The organism is Peribacillus sp. NPDC097895 (assembly GCF_050277555.1).
Lineage (GTDB): Bacteria > Bacillota > Bacilli > Bacillales > DSM-1321 > Peribacillus.
In genome coordinates, this window is sequence record NZ_JBNNSH010000001.1 from 621,917 (window position 1) to 641,309 (window position 19,393).

At 42.3% G+C, this 19,393-nt stretch carries 22 protein-coding genes and 1 other annotated feature; of the genes, 17 read left to right on the top strand and 5 right to left on the bottom strand.

The features are described from left to right. Positions 1-92: 92 nt before the first annotated feature. From speD to ACQKMH_RS02955, 13 genes are all read left to right on the top strand, one after another. Positions 93-473 carry an adenosylmethionine decarboxylase gene (gene speD / locus ACQKMH_RS02895; protein WP_427587490.1) on the top strand — a complete coding sequence of 127 codons (381 nt, stop codon included), beginning with the start codon at positions 93-95 and terminating at the stop codon, positions 471-473. Between the two features lie 265 nt (positions 474-738). Further along, positions 739-1,200 (top strand): transcriptional regulator NrdR, encoded by a 462-nt coding sequence (gene nrdR, locus ACQKMH_RS02900; protein WP_053347258.1) that lies wholly within the window; start codon positions 739-741, stop codon positions 1,198-1,200. 64 nt (positions 1,201-1,264) lie between these two features. Further along, complete coding sequence (locus tag ACQKMH_RS02905; RefSeq protein WP_427586001.1) at positions 1,265-2,677, top strand: replication initiation and membrane attachment family protein; 1,413 nt, start codon at positions 1,265-1,267, stop codon at positions 2,675-2,677. Then, positions 2,664-3,602, top strand: a complete 939-nt coding sequence (gene dnaI, locus ACQKMH_RS02910; RefSeq protein WP_427586002.1) for a primosomal protein DnaI — start codon at positions 2,664-2,666, stop codon at positions 3,600-3,602. Before ACQKMH_RS02905 ends, dnaI begins: the two co-directional genes overlap by 14 nt. Positions 3,603-3,725: 123 nt before the next feature. Beyond that, entirely contained in the window at positions 3,726-4,562 is an 837-nt protein-coding gene (gene ytxC / locus ACQKMH_RS02915) for a sporulation protein YtxC (protein WP_427586003.1), read from the top strand. 417 nt (positions 4,563-4,979) lie between these two features. Next, positions 4,980-6,911 (top strand): threonine--tRNA ligase, encoded by a 1,932-nt coding sequence (gene thrS, locus ACQKMH_RS02920; RefSeq protein WP_427586004.1) that lies wholly within the window; start codon positions 4,980-4,982, stop codon positions 6,909-6,911. Positions 6,912-7,015: 104 nt separating this feature from the next. Next, a complete protein-coding gene (locus ACQKMH_RS02925; protein WP_230154754.1) occupies positions 7,016-7,186 on the top strand; it encodes a hypothetical protein in 171 nt (56 codons plus the stop codon). A 103-nt stretch (positions 7,187-7,289) separates the two neighbouring features. Beyond that, positions 7,290-7,712, top strand: a complete 423-nt coding sequence (locus ACQKMH_RS02930; protein WP_427587491.1) for an N-acetyltransferase family protein — start codon at positions 7,290-7,292, stop codon at positions 7,710-7,712. Positions 7,713-7,839: 127 nt separating this feature from the next. Further along, positions 7,840-7,976, top strand: a sequence feature (ribosomal protein L20 leader region). Between the two features lie 98 nt (positions 7,977-8,074). Next, positions 8,075-8,575 (top strand): translation initiation factor IF-3, encoded by a 501-nt coding sequence (infC, locus tag ACQKMH_RS02935; protein ID WP_034309072.1) that lies wholly within the window; start codon positions 8,075-8,077, stop codon positions 8,573-8,575. Positions 8,576-8,609: 34 nt separating this feature from the next. Continuing rightward, entirely contained in the window at positions 8,610-8,810 is a 201-nt protein-coding gene (rpmI, locus tag ACQKMH_RS02940) for a 50S ribosomal protein L35 (protein WP_034309070.1), read from the top strand. Positions 8,811-8,845: 35 nt separating this feature from the next. Continuing rightward, positions 8,846-9,205, top strand: a complete 360-nt coding sequence (gene rplT / locus ACQKMH_RS02945; protein ID WP_034309067.1) for a 50S ribosomal protein L20 — start codon at positions 8,846-8,848, stop codon at positions 9,203-9,205. Between the two features lie 69 nt (positions 9,206-9,274). After that, a complete protein-coding gene (locus ACQKMH_RS02950; protein ID WP_427586005.1) occupies positions 9,275-9,547 on the top strand; it encodes a DUF1294 domain-containing protein in 273 nt (90 codons plus the stop codon). 63 nt (positions 9,548-9,610) lie between these two features. Then, positions 9,611-10,180 carry a TVP38/TMEM64 family protein gene (locus tag ACQKMH_RS02955; RefSeq protein ID WP_427586006.1) on the top strand — a complete coding sequence of 190 codons (570 nt, stop codon included), beginning with the start codon at positions 9,611-9,613 and terminating at the stop codon, positions 10,178-10,180. Positions 10,181-10,233: 53 nt separating this feature from the next. Here ACQKMH_RS02955 and ACQKMH_RS02960 read toward each other — a convergent pair whose 3' ends face one another. Further along, the gene (locus ACQKMH_RS02960) at positions 10,234-10,614 is read right to left on the bottom strand and encodes a sigma-w pathway protein ysdB (protein ID WP_427586007.1); all 381 of its coding nucleotides are present in this window, start codon (positions 10,612-10,614) and stop codon (positions 10,234-10,236) included. Between the two features lie 110 nt (positions 10,615-10,724). Between ACQKMH_RS02960 and ACQKMH_RS02965 the strand changes: the two genes are divergently transcribed. Both ACQKMH_RS02965 and ACQKMH_RS02970 read left to right on the top strand, forming a co-directional pair. Beyond that, positions 10,725-11,213, top strand: coding sequence for a dUTP diphosphatase (locus ACQKMH_RS02965; protein WP_427586008.1), 489 nt, complete (start codon positions 10,725-10,727; stop codon positions 11,211-11,213). A 64-nt stretch (positions 11,214-11,277) separates the two neighbouring features. Continuing rightward, a complete protein-coding gene (locus tag ACQKMH_RS02970) occupies positions 11,278-12,363 on the top strand; it encodes a M42 family metallopeptidase (RefSeq protein ID WP_427586009.1) in 1,086 nt (361 codons plus the stop codon). A 64-nt stretch (positions 12,364-12,427) separates the two neighbouring features. Here ACQKMH_RS02970 and ACQKMH_RS02975 read toward each other — a convergent pair whose 3' ends face one another. The 4 genes from ACQKMH_RS02975 to ACQKMH_RS02990 all read right to left on the bottom strand — a co-directional run bounded on the left by ACQKMH_RS02975 (position 12,428) and on the right by ACQKMH_RS02990 (position 16,201). Then, positions 12,428-13,132: a LutC/YkgG family protein gene (locus tag ACQKMH_RS02975; RefSeq protein ID WP_427587493.1), complete on the bottom strand. Its 705-nt coding sequence runs from the start codon at positions 13,130-13,132 to the stop codon at positions 12,428-12,430. Then, positions 13,126-14,556: a LutB/LldF family L-lactate oxidation iron-sulfur protein gene (locus ACQKMH_RS02980; RefSeq protein ID WP_427586010.1), complete on the bottom strand. Its 1,431-nt coding sequence runs from the start codon at positions 14,554-14,556 to the stop codon at positions 13,126-13,128. The genes ACQKMH_RS02975 and ACQKMH_RS02980 overlap by 7 nt, the downstream gene beginning before the upstream one ends. Before the next feature lie 22 nt (positions 14,557-14,578). Next, complete coding sequence (locus tag ACQKMH_RS02985; RefSeq protein WP_427586011.1) at positions 14,579-15,295, bottom strand: (Fe-S)-binding protein; 717 nt, start codon at positions 15,293-15,295, stop codon at positions 14,579-14,581. A gap of 183 nt (positions 15,296-15,478) precedes the next feature. Next, the gene (locus ACQKMH_RS02990; protein WP_427586012.1) at positions 15,479-16,201 is read right to left on the bottom strand and encodes a FadR/GntR family transcriptional regulator; all 723 of its coding nucleotides are present in this window, start codon (positions 16,199-16,201) and stop codon (positions 15,479-15,481) included. A 254-nt stretch (positions 16,202-16,455) separates the two neighbouring features. Between ACQKMH_RS02990 and ACQKMH_RS02995 the strand changes: the two genes are divergently transcribed. Next, the gene (locus tag ACQKMH_RS02995; protein WP_427586013.1) at positions 16,456-18,147 is read left to right on the top strand and encodes an L-lactate permease; all 1,692 of its coding nucleotides are present in this window, start codon (positions 16,456-16,458) and stop codon (positions 18,145-18,147) included. 66 nt (positions 18,148-18,213) lie between these two features. After that, the gene (locus tag ACQKMH_RS03000) at positions 18,214-19,326 is read left to right on the top strand and encodes a CdaR family transcriptional regulator (protein WP_427586014.1); all 1,113 of its coding nucleotides are present in this window, start codon (positions 18,214-18,216) and stop codon (positions 19,324-19,326) included. Positions 19,327-19,393: the final 67 nt, after the last annotated feature.

Consider the following 19,393-nt stretch of genomic DNA (forward strand, 5'->3'; position numbering starts at 1 on the left):
CCTCTTTGGACTAACTTTCCCCCGTGGTAGTTATCAGAACTTATTTTTAAATCATGGTAAGGGGGAAGCTTAATATGGAAACAGCTTACACTATGGAAACAATGGGTAGACATGTCATTTCTGAACTTTGGGGTTGTGACTTTGAAAAACTGAACAATATCGATTTGATTGAAAAGATTTTTGTTGATGCTGCTTTGAAATCAGGTGCAGAGGTACGCGAAGTTGCCTTTCACAAGTTTGCTCCACAAGGAGTTAGTGGGGTTGTCATCATTTCTGAATCACATTTAACGATTCACAGTTTTCCAGAACACGGCTATGCCAGCATTGATGTCTATACTTGCGGTAACTTGGATCCGAATATTGCAGCAGATTATATTGCAGATGCTTTGAATGCGCAAACTCGTGAAAACATGGAGTTGCCACGTGGATTAGGTCCTGTACAAATGAAAAAAGCCAATATAAGTGCCCTATAAAAAAACGTATACACAGAGATGCCATGGGTGCATCTCTTTTTTAATGCCATGAATCGGCAACCTGCTTAATATTAATGGTACGTGCCAAAAGAGCACAAGACTTTGATGACGGACTTCAAATGGTTGATCAAAAGTGCTTGCTGCTGGAAGTTACACTTTTTACTTGTACTGGCCGTTCCTTTTAATATAAGATTAAGATAGAAAAGTAATTCCTTGGGGAACATTTAGATAGGGGAGTCCTACATAAAATACGGAGCTGATAATGATGAAATGCCCATCATGTCAATATAATGGAACAAGAGTGCTCGATTCCAGGCCAGTCGATGAAAGTAAATCGATTCGACGACGCCGTGAATGTGAGGCATGTGGTTTTCGATTCACGACATTCGAAAAGGTGGAGGAAACACCGCTCATTGTAGTGAAAAAAGGCGGGACACGGGAAGAGTTCAGTCGTGATAAAATCCTGCGTGGCTTAATCAGGGCTTGTGAAAAACGTCCGGTTCCCTTGAAAGAACTAGAGCAAATTACCAGTTATGTAGAAAAAGAACTGCGCAACCAGGGCATAGCGGAAGTGAAAAGCGACAATGTCGGCGAAATGGTGATGGACAAGCTGGCAGAAGTCGATGAGGTTGCCTATGTTAGATTCGCATCCGTCTATCGTCAATTCAAAGATATTAATGTCTTTATCGATGAATTGAAAGATTTAATAAATAAAGAAAGAAAGTAGAGCTGAAGATTTACTTTGGCTCTTTTTTCACTACATCTTTTGAAAGGTTTGAATGGAGATGTCAATGCATTGGCAAGAATTGCTCCCAGCGGATTCATACATGGTCTCATCTGCGGGGCTGCTTCATGATTATGATCGGAAAATACTGACCCGACTATATCAACCTCTTATTGGACCTATCTGTATTAGTCTATACATGACGTTATGGAGTGAGTTGGAGGAAAACAGGCTATGGTCGGAAACCTCCTCACATTATCAATTAATGAATACCATCGGCCTTAAGCTAGGTGATATTTACGAAGCACGCCTTTTACTTGAGGGAATCGGTTTGTTGAATGTATACAAGAAATCGAAAAATGATACGAAGGAATTTATCTATGAGTTGAACCCGCCGTTGTCCCCCCAGCAGTTTTTCACGGATGGAATGCTGAATATCTACTTATACAAAAAGATTGGTAAAGCACAATTCAACCGGTTAAAGAGATTCTTTTGTGATGATCATATTGAACCGGATCAATATGAGAGTGTGACTAAATCTTTTGTGGAGGTATTTTCCTCAGATCATTTGGACTCATTATATGTAACGGATGAAGCAAAAAATGAATGGAAACCGATGCCAAAACAGCAATTCATTGAGCGGACGGATGGAGTCGAGCCATCGGGATTTGACAGCTTATTTGATTTTGAACTTTTATTTGCCGGGATGAAATCCTCAATCGTACCGAAAAAGGCCTTTACACCGAAAATAAAAAGTACGATTGCCAAACTTGCCTTTTTATATGGCATTGATCCGCTTGAAATGCAAAAACTAGTAATGGATGCCGTTTCATTGGATGATGAGATCGATGAGGAGAACCTCAGAAAGGCAGCAAGGGATTGGTATCAAATCGAAAGGCAGGCCGATATGCCCTCCCTTGTCAATCGTGTGCAGCCGATTCGTGAACGGACACAAAAAGAAGAACCGAAAACGCAGGAACAAGAGCTGATCCGTCATTTGGAGACGATTTCTCCACGGGAGCGGCTGATGCAATTGTCAGGCGGTGCAGAACCATCAAGCGGTGATTTGAAAGTGGTGGAAGGCGTGATGATCAATCAAAAGCTGAATCCAGGTGTCGTCAATGTCTTAATTGAATATGTCATGCTCAAAACGGATATGAAATTCACGAAGGGCTATGTGGAAAAGCTGGCAGGCCATTGGGCACGGCTGAAGGTTTCCACCGTCATCGAAGCGATGGAACTAGCTAAAAATGAACACAGGAAATATCAAGACTGGGCTCAAGGAAGCAGGAATGTTGCAAAGGGCGGCCGAAAAAAGGCGATTCGGGAAGAAGTGGTTCCGGAGTGGCTTGAGAAAAAGGAAGAAGAACAACAGGAGCAGAATGCGGATCAGCCTGAATTGAATGCCCAGAAACGTGAGCTCGAGGAGAAATGGAAGCAGTGGAAAGCAGGAGGTGAAATGAACGATGGAAAAGATTAATAGATCCCTTAATAAATTGGCTAATACAAACCAATTTCAAGAGCGTTATGAAAAGCTAAAACAGGAGATTTTTGAGGACGAACAGGTGCGGTTGTTTTTAAATGCCAACAGTTCGACTGTCACGAAGGAAATGATCGATAAAAACTTAGGAAAACTTTATGAATTCACTTCACAAAGCAATAAGTGTGATAAATGTCCAAGCCTGGATGGATGCATCAATATGATGCATGGTTATTATCCAAAATTGGTCGTTCAGGGGAAAGCCCTGAATCTGAATTATGAAATCTGTCCGCGGAAATTGGCAGAGGATGAAAAGCGGAAACGGGAAAAACTGATCCGCAGCCTATACGTGCCGAAGGATATTTTAAAGGCGACGATCGAGGATTTTTCACAAACGGATGATGAAAACAAACGCTTGGGTGTATTGAGTAAGGCGATGTCGTTCATCATGGAGTATGAGCCAGGCAAAAGGCAAAAAGGCTTATATATATATGGGAAGTTCGGAGTTGGAAAAACGTATTTATTAGGTGCTATTGCCAATGAACTTGCTGAAAGGCAAATTTCCTCTCTTATTGTCTACGTACCTGACTACCTAAGGGAACTTAAGGGATCGATAGGTGATAATACGGTCAATGAAAAAATTGAAATGGTGAAAACGGCACCTGTCCTCATGTTGGATGATATTGGGGCAGAGTCGATGACGAGCTGGGGGCGCGATGAGGTTTTTGGTCCGATTTTACAATTCAGGATGCTGGAAAACCTGCCGACGTTTTTCACTTCTAACTTTGACATGAATGGTCTGGAGAATCACCTTACTTTTTCGCAGCGTGGTGAAAAGGAAGAAGTGAAGGCTGCCAGGGTATTGGAAAGAATTCAATATTTAGCGGAGCCGGTCAAGCTGGATGGAGTGAACCGGAGAAGGTAAAAAAAAAGTGATCTCTTATATAGAGATCACTTTTTTCTTAATACAAGGCCCATCCTACTTCTAAACACGTCCGCATCCCCATATACATGAAAAAAGAAGCAAGGGGGAAGGGGGGATGTCGTAGTGCAAATTTTGTTTCAAAATGATTCTGAGGCTTTGAAATTACTGAATTTCGTTTCTGTCCATCCACTAGGGGCAGAATTTCGACCATACATTCAATTTCTTCCGCAACAAGGTATGCATATGGATATGACGAAGTCTTCAGGTGATAAATGGCTAATCCTGCTTCGTGATGCCTTTCATTCATTCTTATTGGAAGAAAAGACGCTTCCTATTCTTGAACAAATAATAGTCGGTAAATTTTTCTATAGAGAACGGGAAGAAATTGAAGCCATCCTTGAGATTGCTTCATCAATCATTGAAGGGGAAAGGGCCAAGAATGAGGAGAAGACATTCAGTACGGAGAAACGCTCGATTGAGGTCGGCCTTCAAAGCATTTTGGAGGGACAGGTATCTTTTTCATTCGATTCTTTTACGACCTTCCGTTTAAAGTCATTCCAGCATTCCTTGGAAAAGTATGTTGTTAAGGCCATCGATGAATATAAGTTGGAGCAGGACTATCAAAATTTCATAGCTACTCTCCGTGATTGTCTTCATGGGCAGGAGTCGAAATTAAGGAAGCTTCACCTTGTCAACTGCGACGGTTTTCAATTCTATGATCAGGAATACAGCAAACTTGACCGACCAAAAATTAATAGTTTGATCGATAGGAGGCTTCTTGCCAAAAGTTCACTTTTTCTCGATACAGTGATACTTGCCCCGCTGCTATCGATTGCTCCTGAAAACTTGTGTATCTATACAGACGACAAGGAAGAGGGACTGATTCAAACCATCTCAAGAATTTTCGAAGAGCGGGCAACCGTCCTGCCGCTTTCGTCATTCTCAAAGTCATTCGAATGAACTTTTTTGGAAAAGAGAAAATTAACCTTGATTTTCACCGTATAACAAATTATAATTTCCTACATACTATTAAAAAACAAAAAGTTATGATGAGGACAAGGGTATTCTAGTTGCCGTTTATCAGAGAGGGGAGCCATCAGGCTGAAAGCTTCCTATTCGCATGGAGCACTTACCACCTTTAAACTTCGGCTCGGAAAGCAATCAATTTGCGAATATGAGCTGACGGGAAGCTGCCGTTACCAAGTTACAAGTGCCATTTTGCCGTGAAAAGCAAGATGGAACGAGGGTGGAACCGCGGGTTAATGACATTTATGACTAAGCTCGTCCCTGTTTTTATACAGGGGCGGGCTTTTTGTGTTGTAATGGAATCGGATACCTGTAAGAATATTTTTTATCAATAAGAGGGAGTGGAATTGAATGTCTGAATTACTGAAAATATCTTTTCCTGACGGAGCGGTTAAGGAGTTTGCTAAAGGCACAACAACTGAAGACATCGCTGCATCCATCAGTCCTGGTTTAAGAAAAAAATCCATTGCCGGAAAATTCAATGGTGAACTATATGATTTGAAACGCCCGATTGAAGAAGACGGTTCTATAGAAATCGTTACACAGGATGCTGCGGATGCACTTGAAGTGTTACGTCACAGTACAGCCCACTTAATGGCACAAGCCATCAAACGCTTGTACAAAAACGCAAAATTCGGTGTTGGTCCAGTCATCGAAGGCGGTTTTTACTACGATATAGACCTAGAGGAATCATTGACTCCCGAAGACCTTCCATTGATTGAAAAGGAAATGAAGAAAATCGTCAACGAAAACTTGGAAATTGCCCGCATTGAAGTCAGTCGTGATGAAGCCATATCTCGTTTTAAAGAAATAGGCGACGAGTATAAACTCGAGTTGATCGATGCGATTCCTGCCGATCAGCAAGTAACGCTTTATGAGCAAGGCGAATTCTTTGACCTTTGTCGTGGCATTCACGTTCCATCAACTGGGAAAATCAAAGAATTCAAGCTTTTGAGCATCGCAGGTGCATATTGGAGAGGCGATAGCAAAAACAAAATGCTTCAGCGTATCTACGGAACGGCTTTCTATAAAAAAGAAGATTTAGCCGAACACCTGCGTTTCCTAGAAGAAGCCAAGGAACGTGACCACCGTAAAATCGGTAAAGAATTGAACTTGTTCATGAGCGCACAAAAAGTGGGTCAAGGGTTGCCGATGTGGTTACCAAAAGGCGCGACCATTCGCCGGACTATCGAACGGTATATCGTTGATAAGGAAGAACGTCTGGGCTATGACCATGTCTACACACCTGTGATGGGAAGCGTGGACCTTTATAAAACATCCGGACACTGGGATCACTACCAGGACGACATGTTCCCAGTCATGGAAATGGAAAACGAACAGCTTGTATTGCGTCCGATGAACTGTCCGCATCACATGATGGTATATAAAAACAGTATCCACAGCTACCGCGAGCTGCCGATCCGGATTGCCGAACTTGGCTTGATGCACCGCTATGAAATGTCAGGTGCCCTGTCCGGCCTTCAGCGTGTACGTGGGATGACATTGAATGATGCTCACATATTCGTTCGTCCAGATCAAATTAAAGAAGAGTTTAAGCGTGTTGTGAACTTGGTTCTGGAAGTATATAAAGATTTCGATATTAATGATTATTCATTCCGTCTGTCTTATCGTGATCCGCAAGATACTGAAAAATATTTCGATGATGATGCCATGTGGGAAAAAGCACAAAGCATGTTAAAAGAAGCAATGGATGAGCTTGGTCTGGATTATTTTGAAGCAGAAGGTGAAGCTGCATTCTACGGTCCAAAGCTTGACGTTCAAGTGCGTACGGCTTTAGGCAAAGACGAAACGCTTTCCACTGTTCAGCTTGATTTCTTGCTTCCTGAACGCTTTGATCTTAATTATGTTGGTGAAGACGGCAAGCAACACCGTCCGGTTGTCATCCACCGCGGAGTCGTTTCCACAATGGAACGTTTCGTCGCATACTTGATCGAAGAATACAAGGGGGCATTCCCGACGTGGCTTGCACCTATCCAAGCACAAGTGATCCCTGTCTCACCGGGAGTACACTTGGATTATGCGAAAGAAGTGCAAGAAAAGCTTAAAGCGCAAGGCATTCGCGTCGATTTGGATACACGTGACGAGAAAATTGGTTATAAAATCCGTGAAGCGCAAATGCAAAAAATTCCATACATGCTGGTTGTTGGTGACAATGAAGTTAACGAAGGCAGTGTGAACGTACGTAAATATGGTGAACAAAAATCGGAAACGATCGCTTTTGAAGATTTTGTTTCAGCGATTAAAGCGGAAGTAAGCCGCTAATAGCAAAAGAGGGGCACATATCGTTGTGTCCCTCTTTTAATTAAGACATGATAAAATGAAATCAACATGTGAATGAATGTACAACAATGAAAAGGAGGGTCAGCATGAAGAAGAAGTTTTCTTATCTATTCGGGCCAACATTCCTTGCCATCCTCATCTTATTGCTAATGGATGAGTATCGACAATATGCGATTGTCCCGGTCCTGTTTTTTTGGATAGTCCTTTTTTCTTGGGATACCATTGAGAAAAAGAAAAAGGCCAAAGACAATTCTTAACAATGGAGAATTGCTTCAATATGGCGAAGGGGGGGATGGGGAGAAGTGGAAATTCGTAAGGCTTCAAAGCAAGATGCAAGTAAATTGGCAGCTCTATTCAATCATGTTTAAGACTCCGGGTTTATGCTGTTCAACCTGGGGAAAGAAAAGAGACGGGAAACAAATGGAGCAAATCGAAAAAAATCCCCCTTCCGTTTTCCTCGTTGCTACTAGCGGCCATGAGTTGAAGGGTTACCTAATCTTATTGGGCAATCAAATGAGCCGAATGAGGCATTCAGCCAAAATCGTCATCGGCATCAATGAACAGGACAGAGGAAAGGGCATCGGTACGAAGTTATTTCAGAAAATGGAGAAGCGTGCACGGACAAACGAGATACGGCGCCTGGAATTGTCCGTGATTGCAAACAACGCCCCTGCGCTATCCTTATATCGAAAGATGGGCTTTGAACAAGAAGGAATAAAGCGGGAGTCTCTGTTTTTTGATGGGAAGTATCATGATGAATATTTTTTGTCAAAATTACTTTAAAAAAACGTATTGTCAAAATACAGAATGTCTGATAATATTAATTTTGTTGTGAAAAACGAATAAATTTAGCATTTGACAAGTCATCAGTGTTTATGATATATTTCTAAAGTGAATTGAATACGTGTTTGAGGAAAAGAAGAAGCACCCGCTTCTCACCTGGTTGACGCAAGCAATGCAGTTAACAGGTCATGATTTGATTATTTGGATCTTTCTGAATGAGTCTATCAGTGTGGGTGCAGCATGCATCCACACTTTTTTATTATGATTATATCCTGTAAGCGAGTTGTGAGCGTGACCGAATTGATTCAAATATTCGTATTCGCCAATATCTTTGGAGGTGGCTAACTATTAGTAAAGACGCGATGGTAAACGAGGGCATCCGAGCCCGTGAAGTTCGTCTTATTGACCAAAACGGAGAACAACTTGGAATTAAAACGAAATTCGAAGCATTGGAAATTGCCGCTCGTGTAAATCTTGATCTAGTTTTAGTTGCTGCAAATGCAAAGCCTCCGGTAGCCCGGATCATGGACTACGGAAAACACCGCTTCGAGCAGCAAAAGAAAGACAAGGAAGCACGTAAAAATCAAAAAGTCATCAGTCTGAAAGAGGTTCGTTTGAGCCCGACGATTGAAGAACATGATTTCAATACGAAGCTTCGCAACGGTATTAAATTCCTTGAAAAAGGCGATAAAGTAAAAGCTTCTATCCGATTCAAAGGACGTGCCATTACGCATAAGGAAATTGGTCAACGTGTACTCGTTCGTTTTTCTGAAGCATGTAAAGAAGTGGCTACAATCGAGCAACACCCAAAAATGGACGGGCGCAGCATGTTCATTATCTTAGCACCGAAAAACGAAAAGTAATTGTAAAGTAATTTGTAATGAGGAGGAATACCTTATGCCTAAAATGAAAACTCACCGCGGATCTGCTAAACGTTTCAAAAAGACTGGATCCGGCAAACTTAAGCGTTCGAACGCTTACACAAGCCATTTATTTGCTAACAAATCTACTAAGCAAAAGCGTAAGCTTCGCAAAGCTAGCCTTGTAAGCAAAGGTGACTTCAAACGTATTCGTCATATGTTAGACAACATTAAATAAGTTCGATTTATCGAGTTAAATAGGAGGGAAATAACATGCCACGTGTAAAAGGCGGTACTGTTACTCGCAAACGTCGTAAAAAGGTAATAAAATTAGCTAAAGGTTACTATGGCGCGAAACATATTCTTTTCAAAGTAGCTAACCAACAAGTAATGAAGTCAGGAAACTATGCTTTCCGTGACCGTCGTCAGAAAAAACGTGATTTCCGCAAACTTTGGATCACTCGTATCAACGCTGCAGCACGCATCAACGGTCTTTCTTATAGCCGTTTAATGCATGGTCTAAAGCTTGCTGGTATCGAAGTGAACCGCAAAATGCTTGCAGATCTTGCTGTTGCTGACGAACAAGCTTTTGCTCAATTAGCAACTGCTGCTAAACAACAATTAGACAAATAAGTCTGACTGATATCAGCCACTCTCTTTTCAAGAGGGTGGCTTTTTACATATTTAAAGGAGGGTATGAGGATGCAAGGTGTATGGATCGTTGTTGCTTATATGATCTTCACAAACATCATCGGGTTTGCCATAATGGGGGCCGACAAAAGGAAGGCGCGGAATCGGGAGTACCGGATCAGTGAAAAGACACTTTGGTTTTGGGCAGTCATAGGCGGAGGGACAGGGGCCTTTTTAGGGATGAAACATTTCCGCCATAAGACGAAACATGCCGCTTTTAAGTGGGGGCTGCCTATATTGATGGTGATTCAATTAGGCTTATTCATCAAGATATTCATTCAATAGTCATATGAAGCCGGTATAATGTATATGCTTGTAGAAGCAGCAAAGAGTAGCTGGAGGGAGAGCATGAATGATAAACTGACACTTGTGATGAGCTACGTTCAATCCGGCAGCGTGTTTGCACCTTTGATTTTTATCACGTTTCATTTATTACGGCAATTTTTATTCATTCCTGTCATTGTGGTTTGCATGTCTGGCGGCATTTTATTCGGGGCAGCTTTTGGAACCATCTATTCGATAATCGGTTTGACCTTGTCCAGTATGGTCTTTTATTTCGTGATAGGCAAATTTCCAAAAACAAAGGATAAGTTACTGCGGCTTAAGAATAAGCTGTTTGGAAACCGAAAATTAAACAGCCGGCAAATTGCAGTCCTGAGGCTAATACCGTTCATCCACTTTTACCTATTATCGCTTTGCTTATTGGAATCCAATAAGGGATTGAAAAATTATTTTTATTTATCCTTCATGACTAATATCCCTGTAGCCTTCGTATACACGGTTTTTGGCCACTATATTGCAGATTTTAGTCCAACTCTGATTGTCATTATTTTATTATCATTAACCGTTTTGCTATATTTATTGAGAGAGAAGCAGACGGTCGTTCCGTGGAAGGAATTTTTTCGATCACATGATTAAATTAGGGCCTTGAGTTCATTTCTCTCAAGGCCCTTCATAATGTCCAATGTTTTTCATTCTTCCAAAAATTCCTTAACCGGGCTTTTCCAATCAATAACGGCATCTGGATATTGTTTTTTGATGGCTGCCTCGATTTTTAAAAAGTCATTTCGCTTCAAGCCTTTCAAGCCGGCCACTTTTTTAGGCCATATGAAGATGGAGATGACCTCGAAGGAGCGTTCCGTCGTCCCTAAATACTTTTCCCCTTCAAACATCACCCCATTGTACGTCAATAAAAAATTCTTGCGTATATTCGCTGTATCGTCCAGCAGAAAGAACTTTTTCTGTTCATGTGCCAGCTCTAATTTTCTTTTCGGATTTAATAGGTATTTGATGACCGTATATATTAAGAAGATGATGAGAGCCAAAATAATGAACCGGATGATCAATACCATGGAGCTACCTCCCTTAAACAGAGTGATTCCCTTCATTTACGTATGGGTTTTTAATAAGTTTCATTTATTTGATATAATTTAAGGAAGACGATAGAAAGTAGTGATGAAAAATGAACATAGTTAAATTGATGGACATGCAGGCGGCTTTAGATGAGCATATACAAACTAAGCATGATTTGGCTGCTGAAAACTTGATCGAAAGGAAGATACTTGCTCTTTTAGTGGAACTTGGGGAGCTTGCTAATGAAACGAGATGTTTTAAATTTTGGAGCCTTAAAGGCCCTTCGGAGAAAGAAACGATTTTGGCTGAATACGTGGATGGGATACATTTCATTTTGTCACTAGGGATTGAACGGGGATTTGTTCCAGAAGTCCCTGCCGCCCTCAAAAGTAATCAGGTGGATTTGACGGCTCAATTTACTGCTATTTACGGGTACATCAGTGAGTTTCGCACACAATTGACAGAGTCATCATTTCAAAAGGTTTTTACTGAGTATTTACATTTAGGTGAGTTGCTAGGATTTTCTGCAGAGGATGTGGAAAAAGCATACGTAAGTAAAAATGAAGTGAACTACGAACGGCAAAAGCAAGGCTACTGATTGTTTATATAACCTTTATTTTGTATAATTATCCTTGTAATGTAAGTAAAAGGGAGGAAATCGCATGGCTCAATTAGATGAAACGTTAAGGATGCTTCGTGACTTAACGGATGCAAAAGGCATTGCAGGAAATGAAAGTGAAGTTAGAAAAGTGATGACTGAATACATAACACCTTTCGCGGATGAAATATCGACAGATGGCTTGGGAAGTTTGATTGCCATGAAAAAGGGTGATGCGAGCGGTCCGAAAATCGTCGTTACTGGGCATATGGACGAAGTCGGTTTCATGATCACGCAAATTGATGATAAAGGATTTCTGCGTTTTCAGCCGGTAGGAGGCTGGTGGTCACAGGTGATGCTTGCCCAACGCGTGACGATCGTTACAAGTAAAGGGGATGTAACAGGCATTATCGGTTCCAAGCCGCCACATATCCTGTCAGCCGATGCGAGGAAAAAGCCGATTGATATTAAGGATATGTTTATTGATATTGGTGCGACAAGCAAAGAAGAAGTGAAAGAATGGGGCGTCAAGCCAGGAGATATGGTTGTGCCATATTTCGAATTTACGGTTATGAATAATGAAAAGATGCTGCTTGCCAAAGCCTGGGATAATCGAATTGGCTGTGCAATCGCCATTGATGTGCTTAAACAGTTGAAAGATAGCGACCATCCTAATGTCGTTTATGGAATCGGCGCGGTGCAAGAAGAAGTGGGGCTGCGTGGGTCTAAAACATCGACATTCAAAATTCAGCCGGATATTGGTTTTGCCGTCGATGTTGGCATAGCTGGTGATACACCAGGGGTAACCGATAAAGAAGCGATGAGTAAAATGGGTGAGGGTCCGCAAATCGTAATATATGATGCATCGATGGTAGCGCATAAGGGCTTACGGGATTTCGTTACCGACACGGCTGATGAAATGAACATTCCTTATCAATATGAATCGATTCCAGGTGGTGGGACGGATGCCGGATCCATCCATTTAACGGCAAATGGAGTACCTGCACTCGCAATCACGATTGCTACCCGTTACATTCATTCACATGCCGCAATGCTTCACCGGGATGATTATGAGAATGCTGTAAAGCTCATTGTCGAAGTGATCAAACGTCTTGACCGTGATGCCGTTGATCGTATCATTTACGAATAATGCCGTGAAAGATATAAATGGGGAGGCCCCAAAAAGGGTCCTCTCCATTTTCTATTCTTTCTATTTACTTATCTTCGACGACTATATAAACCGCTTGTATGGGTCCGTGGACGCCAACGACAAGATCCATTTCGATATCGGCGGAATTGCTTGGTCCTGTTATGAAATTAATGCAGGAAGGAACCAGTTCACCTCGAGTGACTTTTGAACGAATGGCCGCTGCAGCCTGGGTCATTCGCGGAACGATGGTGCTTTTTGGGATGATGGAAACATGGCAGGAGGGAAGGAAGCTGATGGAACGGCCATGATCCTTGCTGCTGAACAAGACGACGGTCGCTGATTCTGCCAGTGTCATTTCACTGAATGTGATTCCGATGTTAGCACTTTCAGCTTTCTCGATATTTTTTTTCCCTGCTTGATGATCCCATATATGGACACCTTTTTCCTTTAAGGTATGCTCCAAGTCATAGTCAGAAAATCGATCGTCCTTCGGGATGATCAATGGTCCATTTCCAAGCTCCTCGATCACCTGTTTTAAACACTGCATCACTTGCTTGGAGTCGGTGAGGTGAAACTGTGTATGTACCCGTTTGCATTGCTCCTGCAATTCCTCGACAAGATCATTTTGTGTCGCATGTTTCAAAACCTCTTTTTGGGGGGCGTGCTTCCATACTGGAACGGAAATACCTTCCGTTATCGGAGCTCTTCCCAGGTTTTGTGCAATTTTATTTAAAAACGTCCCTTCATTATGGATGGTTCCATTCATGATGGTTTCCCTCCTTTTTCACGATTTTTGAACCAGTCCCGAAAGCTTTCTTTGCCTGGAGCAGGGAACTCGCGGCTTTCGGTCCACGTTTTGAGTGGTCCCGGTCCTTTTGAGATGATATCCCCCGTTTGAAAAGGAGACATCGCTGATGGGACCATTTTGGAACCGAACTTATAAAGCATGGGAGAGGCTGCACCGATTCCGAAGGCCTTCATGGCGATCTTTTCTGATAATGGAGCCATTTTTTCCTTTTCGACGATTACCTCACGATGCTTTCTTAATAAATCGTGCAGAGGGATTTTTACCGGACAGGCATCTGTACAGGCTGCACAAAGAGTCGAGGCATATGGCAGCTCCTTGAAATCATCATATCCTCCGAGCAAGGGAGAAAGCACGGCACCGATGGGACCCGGATAAATAGAACCGTATGAATGGCCGCCAACCTGGCGATAGACCGGGCATACATTAATACAGGCAGCACAGCGAATGCATTGAAGGACGGATTGAAACTCGGTTCCTAAAATGGAGGAACGTCCATTATCTACGATCACAAGGTGGAATTCCTCAGGTCCATCGACATCGCCTTCATCACGTGGACCGGTAAGTGCAGTGATGTAGCTGGTCAATCTTTGACCGACAGCGCTTCTGGTCAATAAACTGACTAGGACCTCGAATTCATCGAAAGTAGGGACAAGCCGTTCCATTCCCATTACGGTAATTTGCGTTTTTGGAAGGGCTGTGACCAAATCGGCGTTTCCTTCGTTCGTGACCAAACCGATCGAGCCCGTTTCCGCAATCGCAAAATTACAGCCGGTAATGCCTACATCGGCGCTTAAGAAATCTTTACGGAGAATGCCCCGGACATGGGCGGTAAGCTCTTCCGGCTTTTCGGTTTGCGTATATGCAAGCTTCTCTTTAAAGACATCCCTTATTTGTTCTTTATTTTTATGGAGAGCAGGTGCGACGATATGGGAAGGGGGATCATGATCATCCACTTGTAATATGTATTCACCAAGGTCGGTTTCAACAACATCAAGGCCAACAGCCTCCAGGGTTGCATTCAAATTGATTTCTTCCGTGACCATCGATTTGGATTTCACGACCTTTTTAGCTTTCTTTTTGACAATGACATCCTTGATGTATCCGCTTGCTTCTTCAGCCGTTTCAGCGAAAAAGACATGACCACCCCTTTTCGAAACGTTTTCTGCAAGCTGGTGCAAATAAAAATCAAGGTTGCTAAGGACATGCTGACGGATTTCCTGCCCAAGGGAACGCCAATCTTCCCAGCTTCCCAATTCATCAACGGCTGTCAGACGCCGGCCGTGTAATCGTTCTTGGGCACTCGATACGGCCAAGCGCATAAAATCATTTTGTATTCCTTCATCCACCCGGTCTTTAAACTTGGCAGAGCTTGTTTTCATAGCCATAATTTTTCCCTCCTCGCATTTCTTAAATACTATTCAGGACTTCCGCAATATGAAGCACCTTCACCGGCTGCCCCTTCCTTTGGATACGTCCGCCGATATTCATCAAGCACCCCGCATCCCCGCCAATTAAAAAATCGGCTCCGGTATCTTCAATATTGCAAACTTTCTCCTCCACCATTTGTCCGGATATATCACCCATCTTAACTGAAAACGTTCCACCGAACCCACAGCAGTTTTGAGCATCTGGAAGAGGTGTCATTTCCAGGCCTTTAACATGACTTAACAAAATGGCAGGGGCTTCTTTCACTTTAAGCAGCCGTGTCATATGGCACGAAGTATGATAAGTTGCCTTCCCCTTAAGCGTTGCTCCGACGTCGGTTACTTTTAAGACATCCACGATGAATTGGGTCAATTCATAGGTTTTTTCCGCTAATGTGGCGGCCTTCTTTTCCCATTCGGCATCGCCTTTGAATAGGACCGGGTATTCTTTGAACATCGCTGCACAGGAACCGGAAGGAGTTACGATGTATTCAGCATGCGCAAACGTATTAATCATCTTTTTCATAGCTACCTTCGAATCTTTCGTATACCCGCTATTATATGCCGGCTGTCCACAGCATATCTGGGATTCCGGGAAATCAATCTCGCAGCCTAATCTTTCGAGTAGCTCCACTGTTGCCTTCCCGACATTGGATTGAAATAAATCAACTAAACATGTTGCAAAGAGAGTCACTTTCAATCTGAACTCCTCCTTTTTTTATTTAAGTTAACAGGTCATCTGATGACTAAAAAATGGAAAAAGGAAATGGTTAATATACCAATTTCCAAGAATTTTAAATGAAGAAATCGTTTTCAAAATAATATATCAATTTTATCTTTGTTTGTATAGAGTTTTTTGAAAATTAAAGAAAGATCAACTATTCTATTGCTGATTTTTTTGGATGACCCTATCCAGTGCTTCTTCTACACTTTGAAGGTGAAAGAGCATGGCATTGCGGGCTCTAGCTTCATCTTGTTCCACTATCGCATCATATATCAGGACATGCTGCTGGTAAAGCTGTTTAAGCGTCATTTCTTCAGAATATAGCGCAACCCGTCTTATATCACCCATCTTTTCCGTCATTAATTCAGAGACGTGGTTCATCAATGTAATCAGCAACTCATTCTGGGAAGCGTTTGCCACTGCAACATGGAAGGCTATGTCCGCTTTATCACTCAGTTCTTCATCATCAGATACCTGTTCCATATCAGAAAGCTTTTCCTTGAGTTCGCTAAGGTTTTCTTCCGTTCTTTTCTTTGCAGCTACTTCTGCCGTACCGGACTCAAGAATTTTCCGAACTTCCAGCAGATGCTTGATATTGTCTTTATCCATCAAAAGGGCAGCAGACAAGGGATGGTTCATGATAGTCGGGTCGAATGTTTTAACGAATGTTCCTTCCCCTTGTTTGATTTCAATGAGGCCCATTGAACTTAATGCACTTAATGCTTCACGGATGGCTGGACGCCCGACTTGGAAATTCTCCGCAAGCTGTTGAATGGAATCCAATTGTTCACCTGGTTTCAGGTTACCGGACCGAATCATTTCATAAAGTTCATCGCTGACTTCTTCATAAATTTTTTTCGGCTTTATTTTTTTATATACCAAGTAGTAGCACCTCTATTTTCTTTGAGTTTCTCTGGTTAATATTATATAACACAAATGATCATTCACACTTCTGGAAGGGTAAAAATCACAAAAAATAAAAAAAAATATTGATTTTATATTTTTAATCATTTAATTTTAATGAATACTCATCAAGTCATCTGATGTCTAAGAATATTTAGATATGTAAGGGTTTTCACATCGAGGTAGATTTCTGAAATTTTAAAAAAATTCAAAGAAAATGGAGTCGAAAATGAATGACATGGACACAAAACTTTACGCCGATCACCGATAATTTAGTTTTATCTTCTCTTGTCGCACTCATCCCAATTCTTTACTTTTTCTGGGCCCTTACCATCAAACGGATGAAAGGCTATATTGCAGGCCTAACGACTTTGCTTATCGCTCTTGCAGTGGCTATATTACTTTACGGAATGCCTGCAGGGACGGCAGTGATGTCTGCTTCACAAGGAGCGGTTTACGGGCTGCTCCCAATCGGTTGGATAATCATCACTTCGGTTTTTTTGTACAAAATGACTGTCAAAAGCGGACAATTCAATATTATTCGTTCTTCAGTGCTTTCACTTACCGAAGACCGCCGCCTTCAGGCCTTATTGGTCGCCTTTTCTTTCGGCGCCTTTTTGGAAGGTGCCGCTGGATTTGGTGCACCGGTTGCCATTTCAGCCGCACTTTTGGTTGGTCTAGGTTTTAACCCGCTATATGCAGCCGGGATTTGTTTGATCGCGAACACCGCTCCAGTAGCATTCGGGGCGGTTGGCATACCGATCATCGCCATGGAAGGCCCCACTGGTATCGCCGCGATGGAGATATCAAAAATGGTCGGCCGTCAATTGCCATTCCTTTCGGCCTTCATTCCGCTTTATCTCATATTGATAATGACAGGGTGGAAAAGGTCACTCGAAGTCCTGCCAGCCATTTTAGTTTCCGGATTTTCCTTTGCCATCACCCAGTACTTAAGTTCAAATTTCCTTGGGCCAGAGTTACCGGATATCCTCTCTGCATTAGTGTCACTATTTGCTTTAGCGATCTTTCTTAAATTTTGGAAACCTAAAACGATCTTTCGTTTTGCATCCGAGGAAACGGCAGCAGCTGTCGAACCATTGGATGATATGGCCGAAGCCAAAACTACGTACACGAAAATGCAGATATTCCATGCTTGGTCCCCCTTCCTTTTGTTAACGCTTTTCATAACAATATGGGGGATGAACCCAATAAAGCCGGCGCTATCCGGTCATTATGAAGGCAGCAATGTGTTGCTTGGCGGAATCAATGAAATCGGGAAACTATTAACCTTTCAAATCCAAGTGCCAGGTCTACATAACGAGATAATCGGAAGCAATGGATTGCCGATTGCCGCTTTCTATAAAATAGAACTGCTTGGAGCAGCGGGAACGGCCATTTTATTGGCTGCAATCGTCACGAAGTTCATTGCACATATGTCTGCAAAAGCCTTTTTTAACACATTTGCCGAAGCGATGAAAGAGTTGGCAAAACCGATCCTGATGATTTCTTCCGTGGTGGCTTTTGCTTACGTGACGAATGCTTCCGGCATGTCGACTACACTCGGGATGACTCTTGCGAAATCCGGGGATTTGTTTCCGTTCTTCGCACCTGTTCTCGGCTGGCTGGGTGTGTTTATAACCGGGTCGGATACATCAGCTAATCTCCTATTCGGCAGTCTTCAAAAAGTAACGGCTCTTAAAGTGGGGATGGAACCGGTCCTGGCGCTTGCAGCGAACTCATCCGGAGGGGTCACCGGGAAGATGATTTCACCTCAATCGATAGCGATTGCTTGTGCTGCCGTTGGATTGGCAGGCAGGGAATCAGAATTATTAAGGTTCACGATCAAACATAGTTTATTCTTATTGCTGCTTGTTTGTGTGATTACTTTCTTGCAAAATGGCGTCCTTTCCTGGATGATACCATAAGTAGAATGGGGCTCCCTTTTGAAAGCCTCCATATTTTCCAAGGACATTCGAAAAGGAGGACATCTTATGCAATTGGCAGCTGTCGCAGAAAAGCTAGTTCAAGAGGTTCGAAAGCTGATTGATGAAGAAATCATCATTATTGATCATGCAGGCACGATTATCGCAAGCACTGATAACAGCCGTATTGGATCCTATCATGAAGGTGCCATACACGCTTTCAAAAATCGTGAGAAATTGATCATCAATAAACAGGATGAACAAAGTTGGATAGGTGTGAAGGCGGGAATAAACCTACCTATTTTCTTCAATCAGGAAGCTGTTTGTGTAATTGGAATCACCGGAGACCCTAAACATGTTTCCCCCTATGCAGAACTATTGAAAAAGATGACGGAGATGTTCATTCAAGAAAGCTATCACTTTGAACAAGCGGAGTCCCAATCACGTCTGATGGAATTCTTTGTATTTGAATGGCATCAGCTGCAAAGTTTCAATGAGCCATTCCTTCAGAAGGCAAAGCTGCTTGGGATCGATGTTCATGCAGACCGGATCATCATTCTTGGTGAATTTAATACTGAAAAAATCATAGAACCCCATGTGTGGAGAACGCTTCAAATCTACATAAAGCAGCAGCATCCATTGGATATCGCAGTCCGATGGGGGAGGAACCAGTTCGTCATTCTTTCAATAGCCGACTTTATCGGTTCAAAAATCCAACAATTATCGAAGCTGAGCCTACTTCAAAGAAAGCTAGAAGAAAGTTCCGGTTATAAAGTGAGTATAGGGGTTAGCTCTCGCACACCAGGATCCTCATTCCGGCAAGCGTTTTTTAAAGCAGAACGTTCCTTGAAAATTGCGTTCCCCTCATCGGGAATCATCTTTGATGAGGACTTGAAGCTTGAAGTCCTGCTAGATGAAGTCACTCCTGAAACAAGACATGAATATTTATCGCGGACGATTTCAGATTTGCTTCCTAATGAGGAGCTGCTTAAAACCCTTTCCATGTATTTTGCATGTGATCTATCTTTGAAGGAAACAGCGGCAGCCCTCCATATACACATCAATACTCTCCATTACAGGCTCAAACGCATAGAAGAGATGACACAACTGAACCCTAAAAAGCTAGCTGATTTAGTCACTATGTATCTAGCGCTAAGAGTATTGGATAAACCTACAAATTAATGCTATGGAAAGTAGTAAAATCTATATGTTCATACATAGAAGGTTGAGTGGTTTATTCCTTATACTT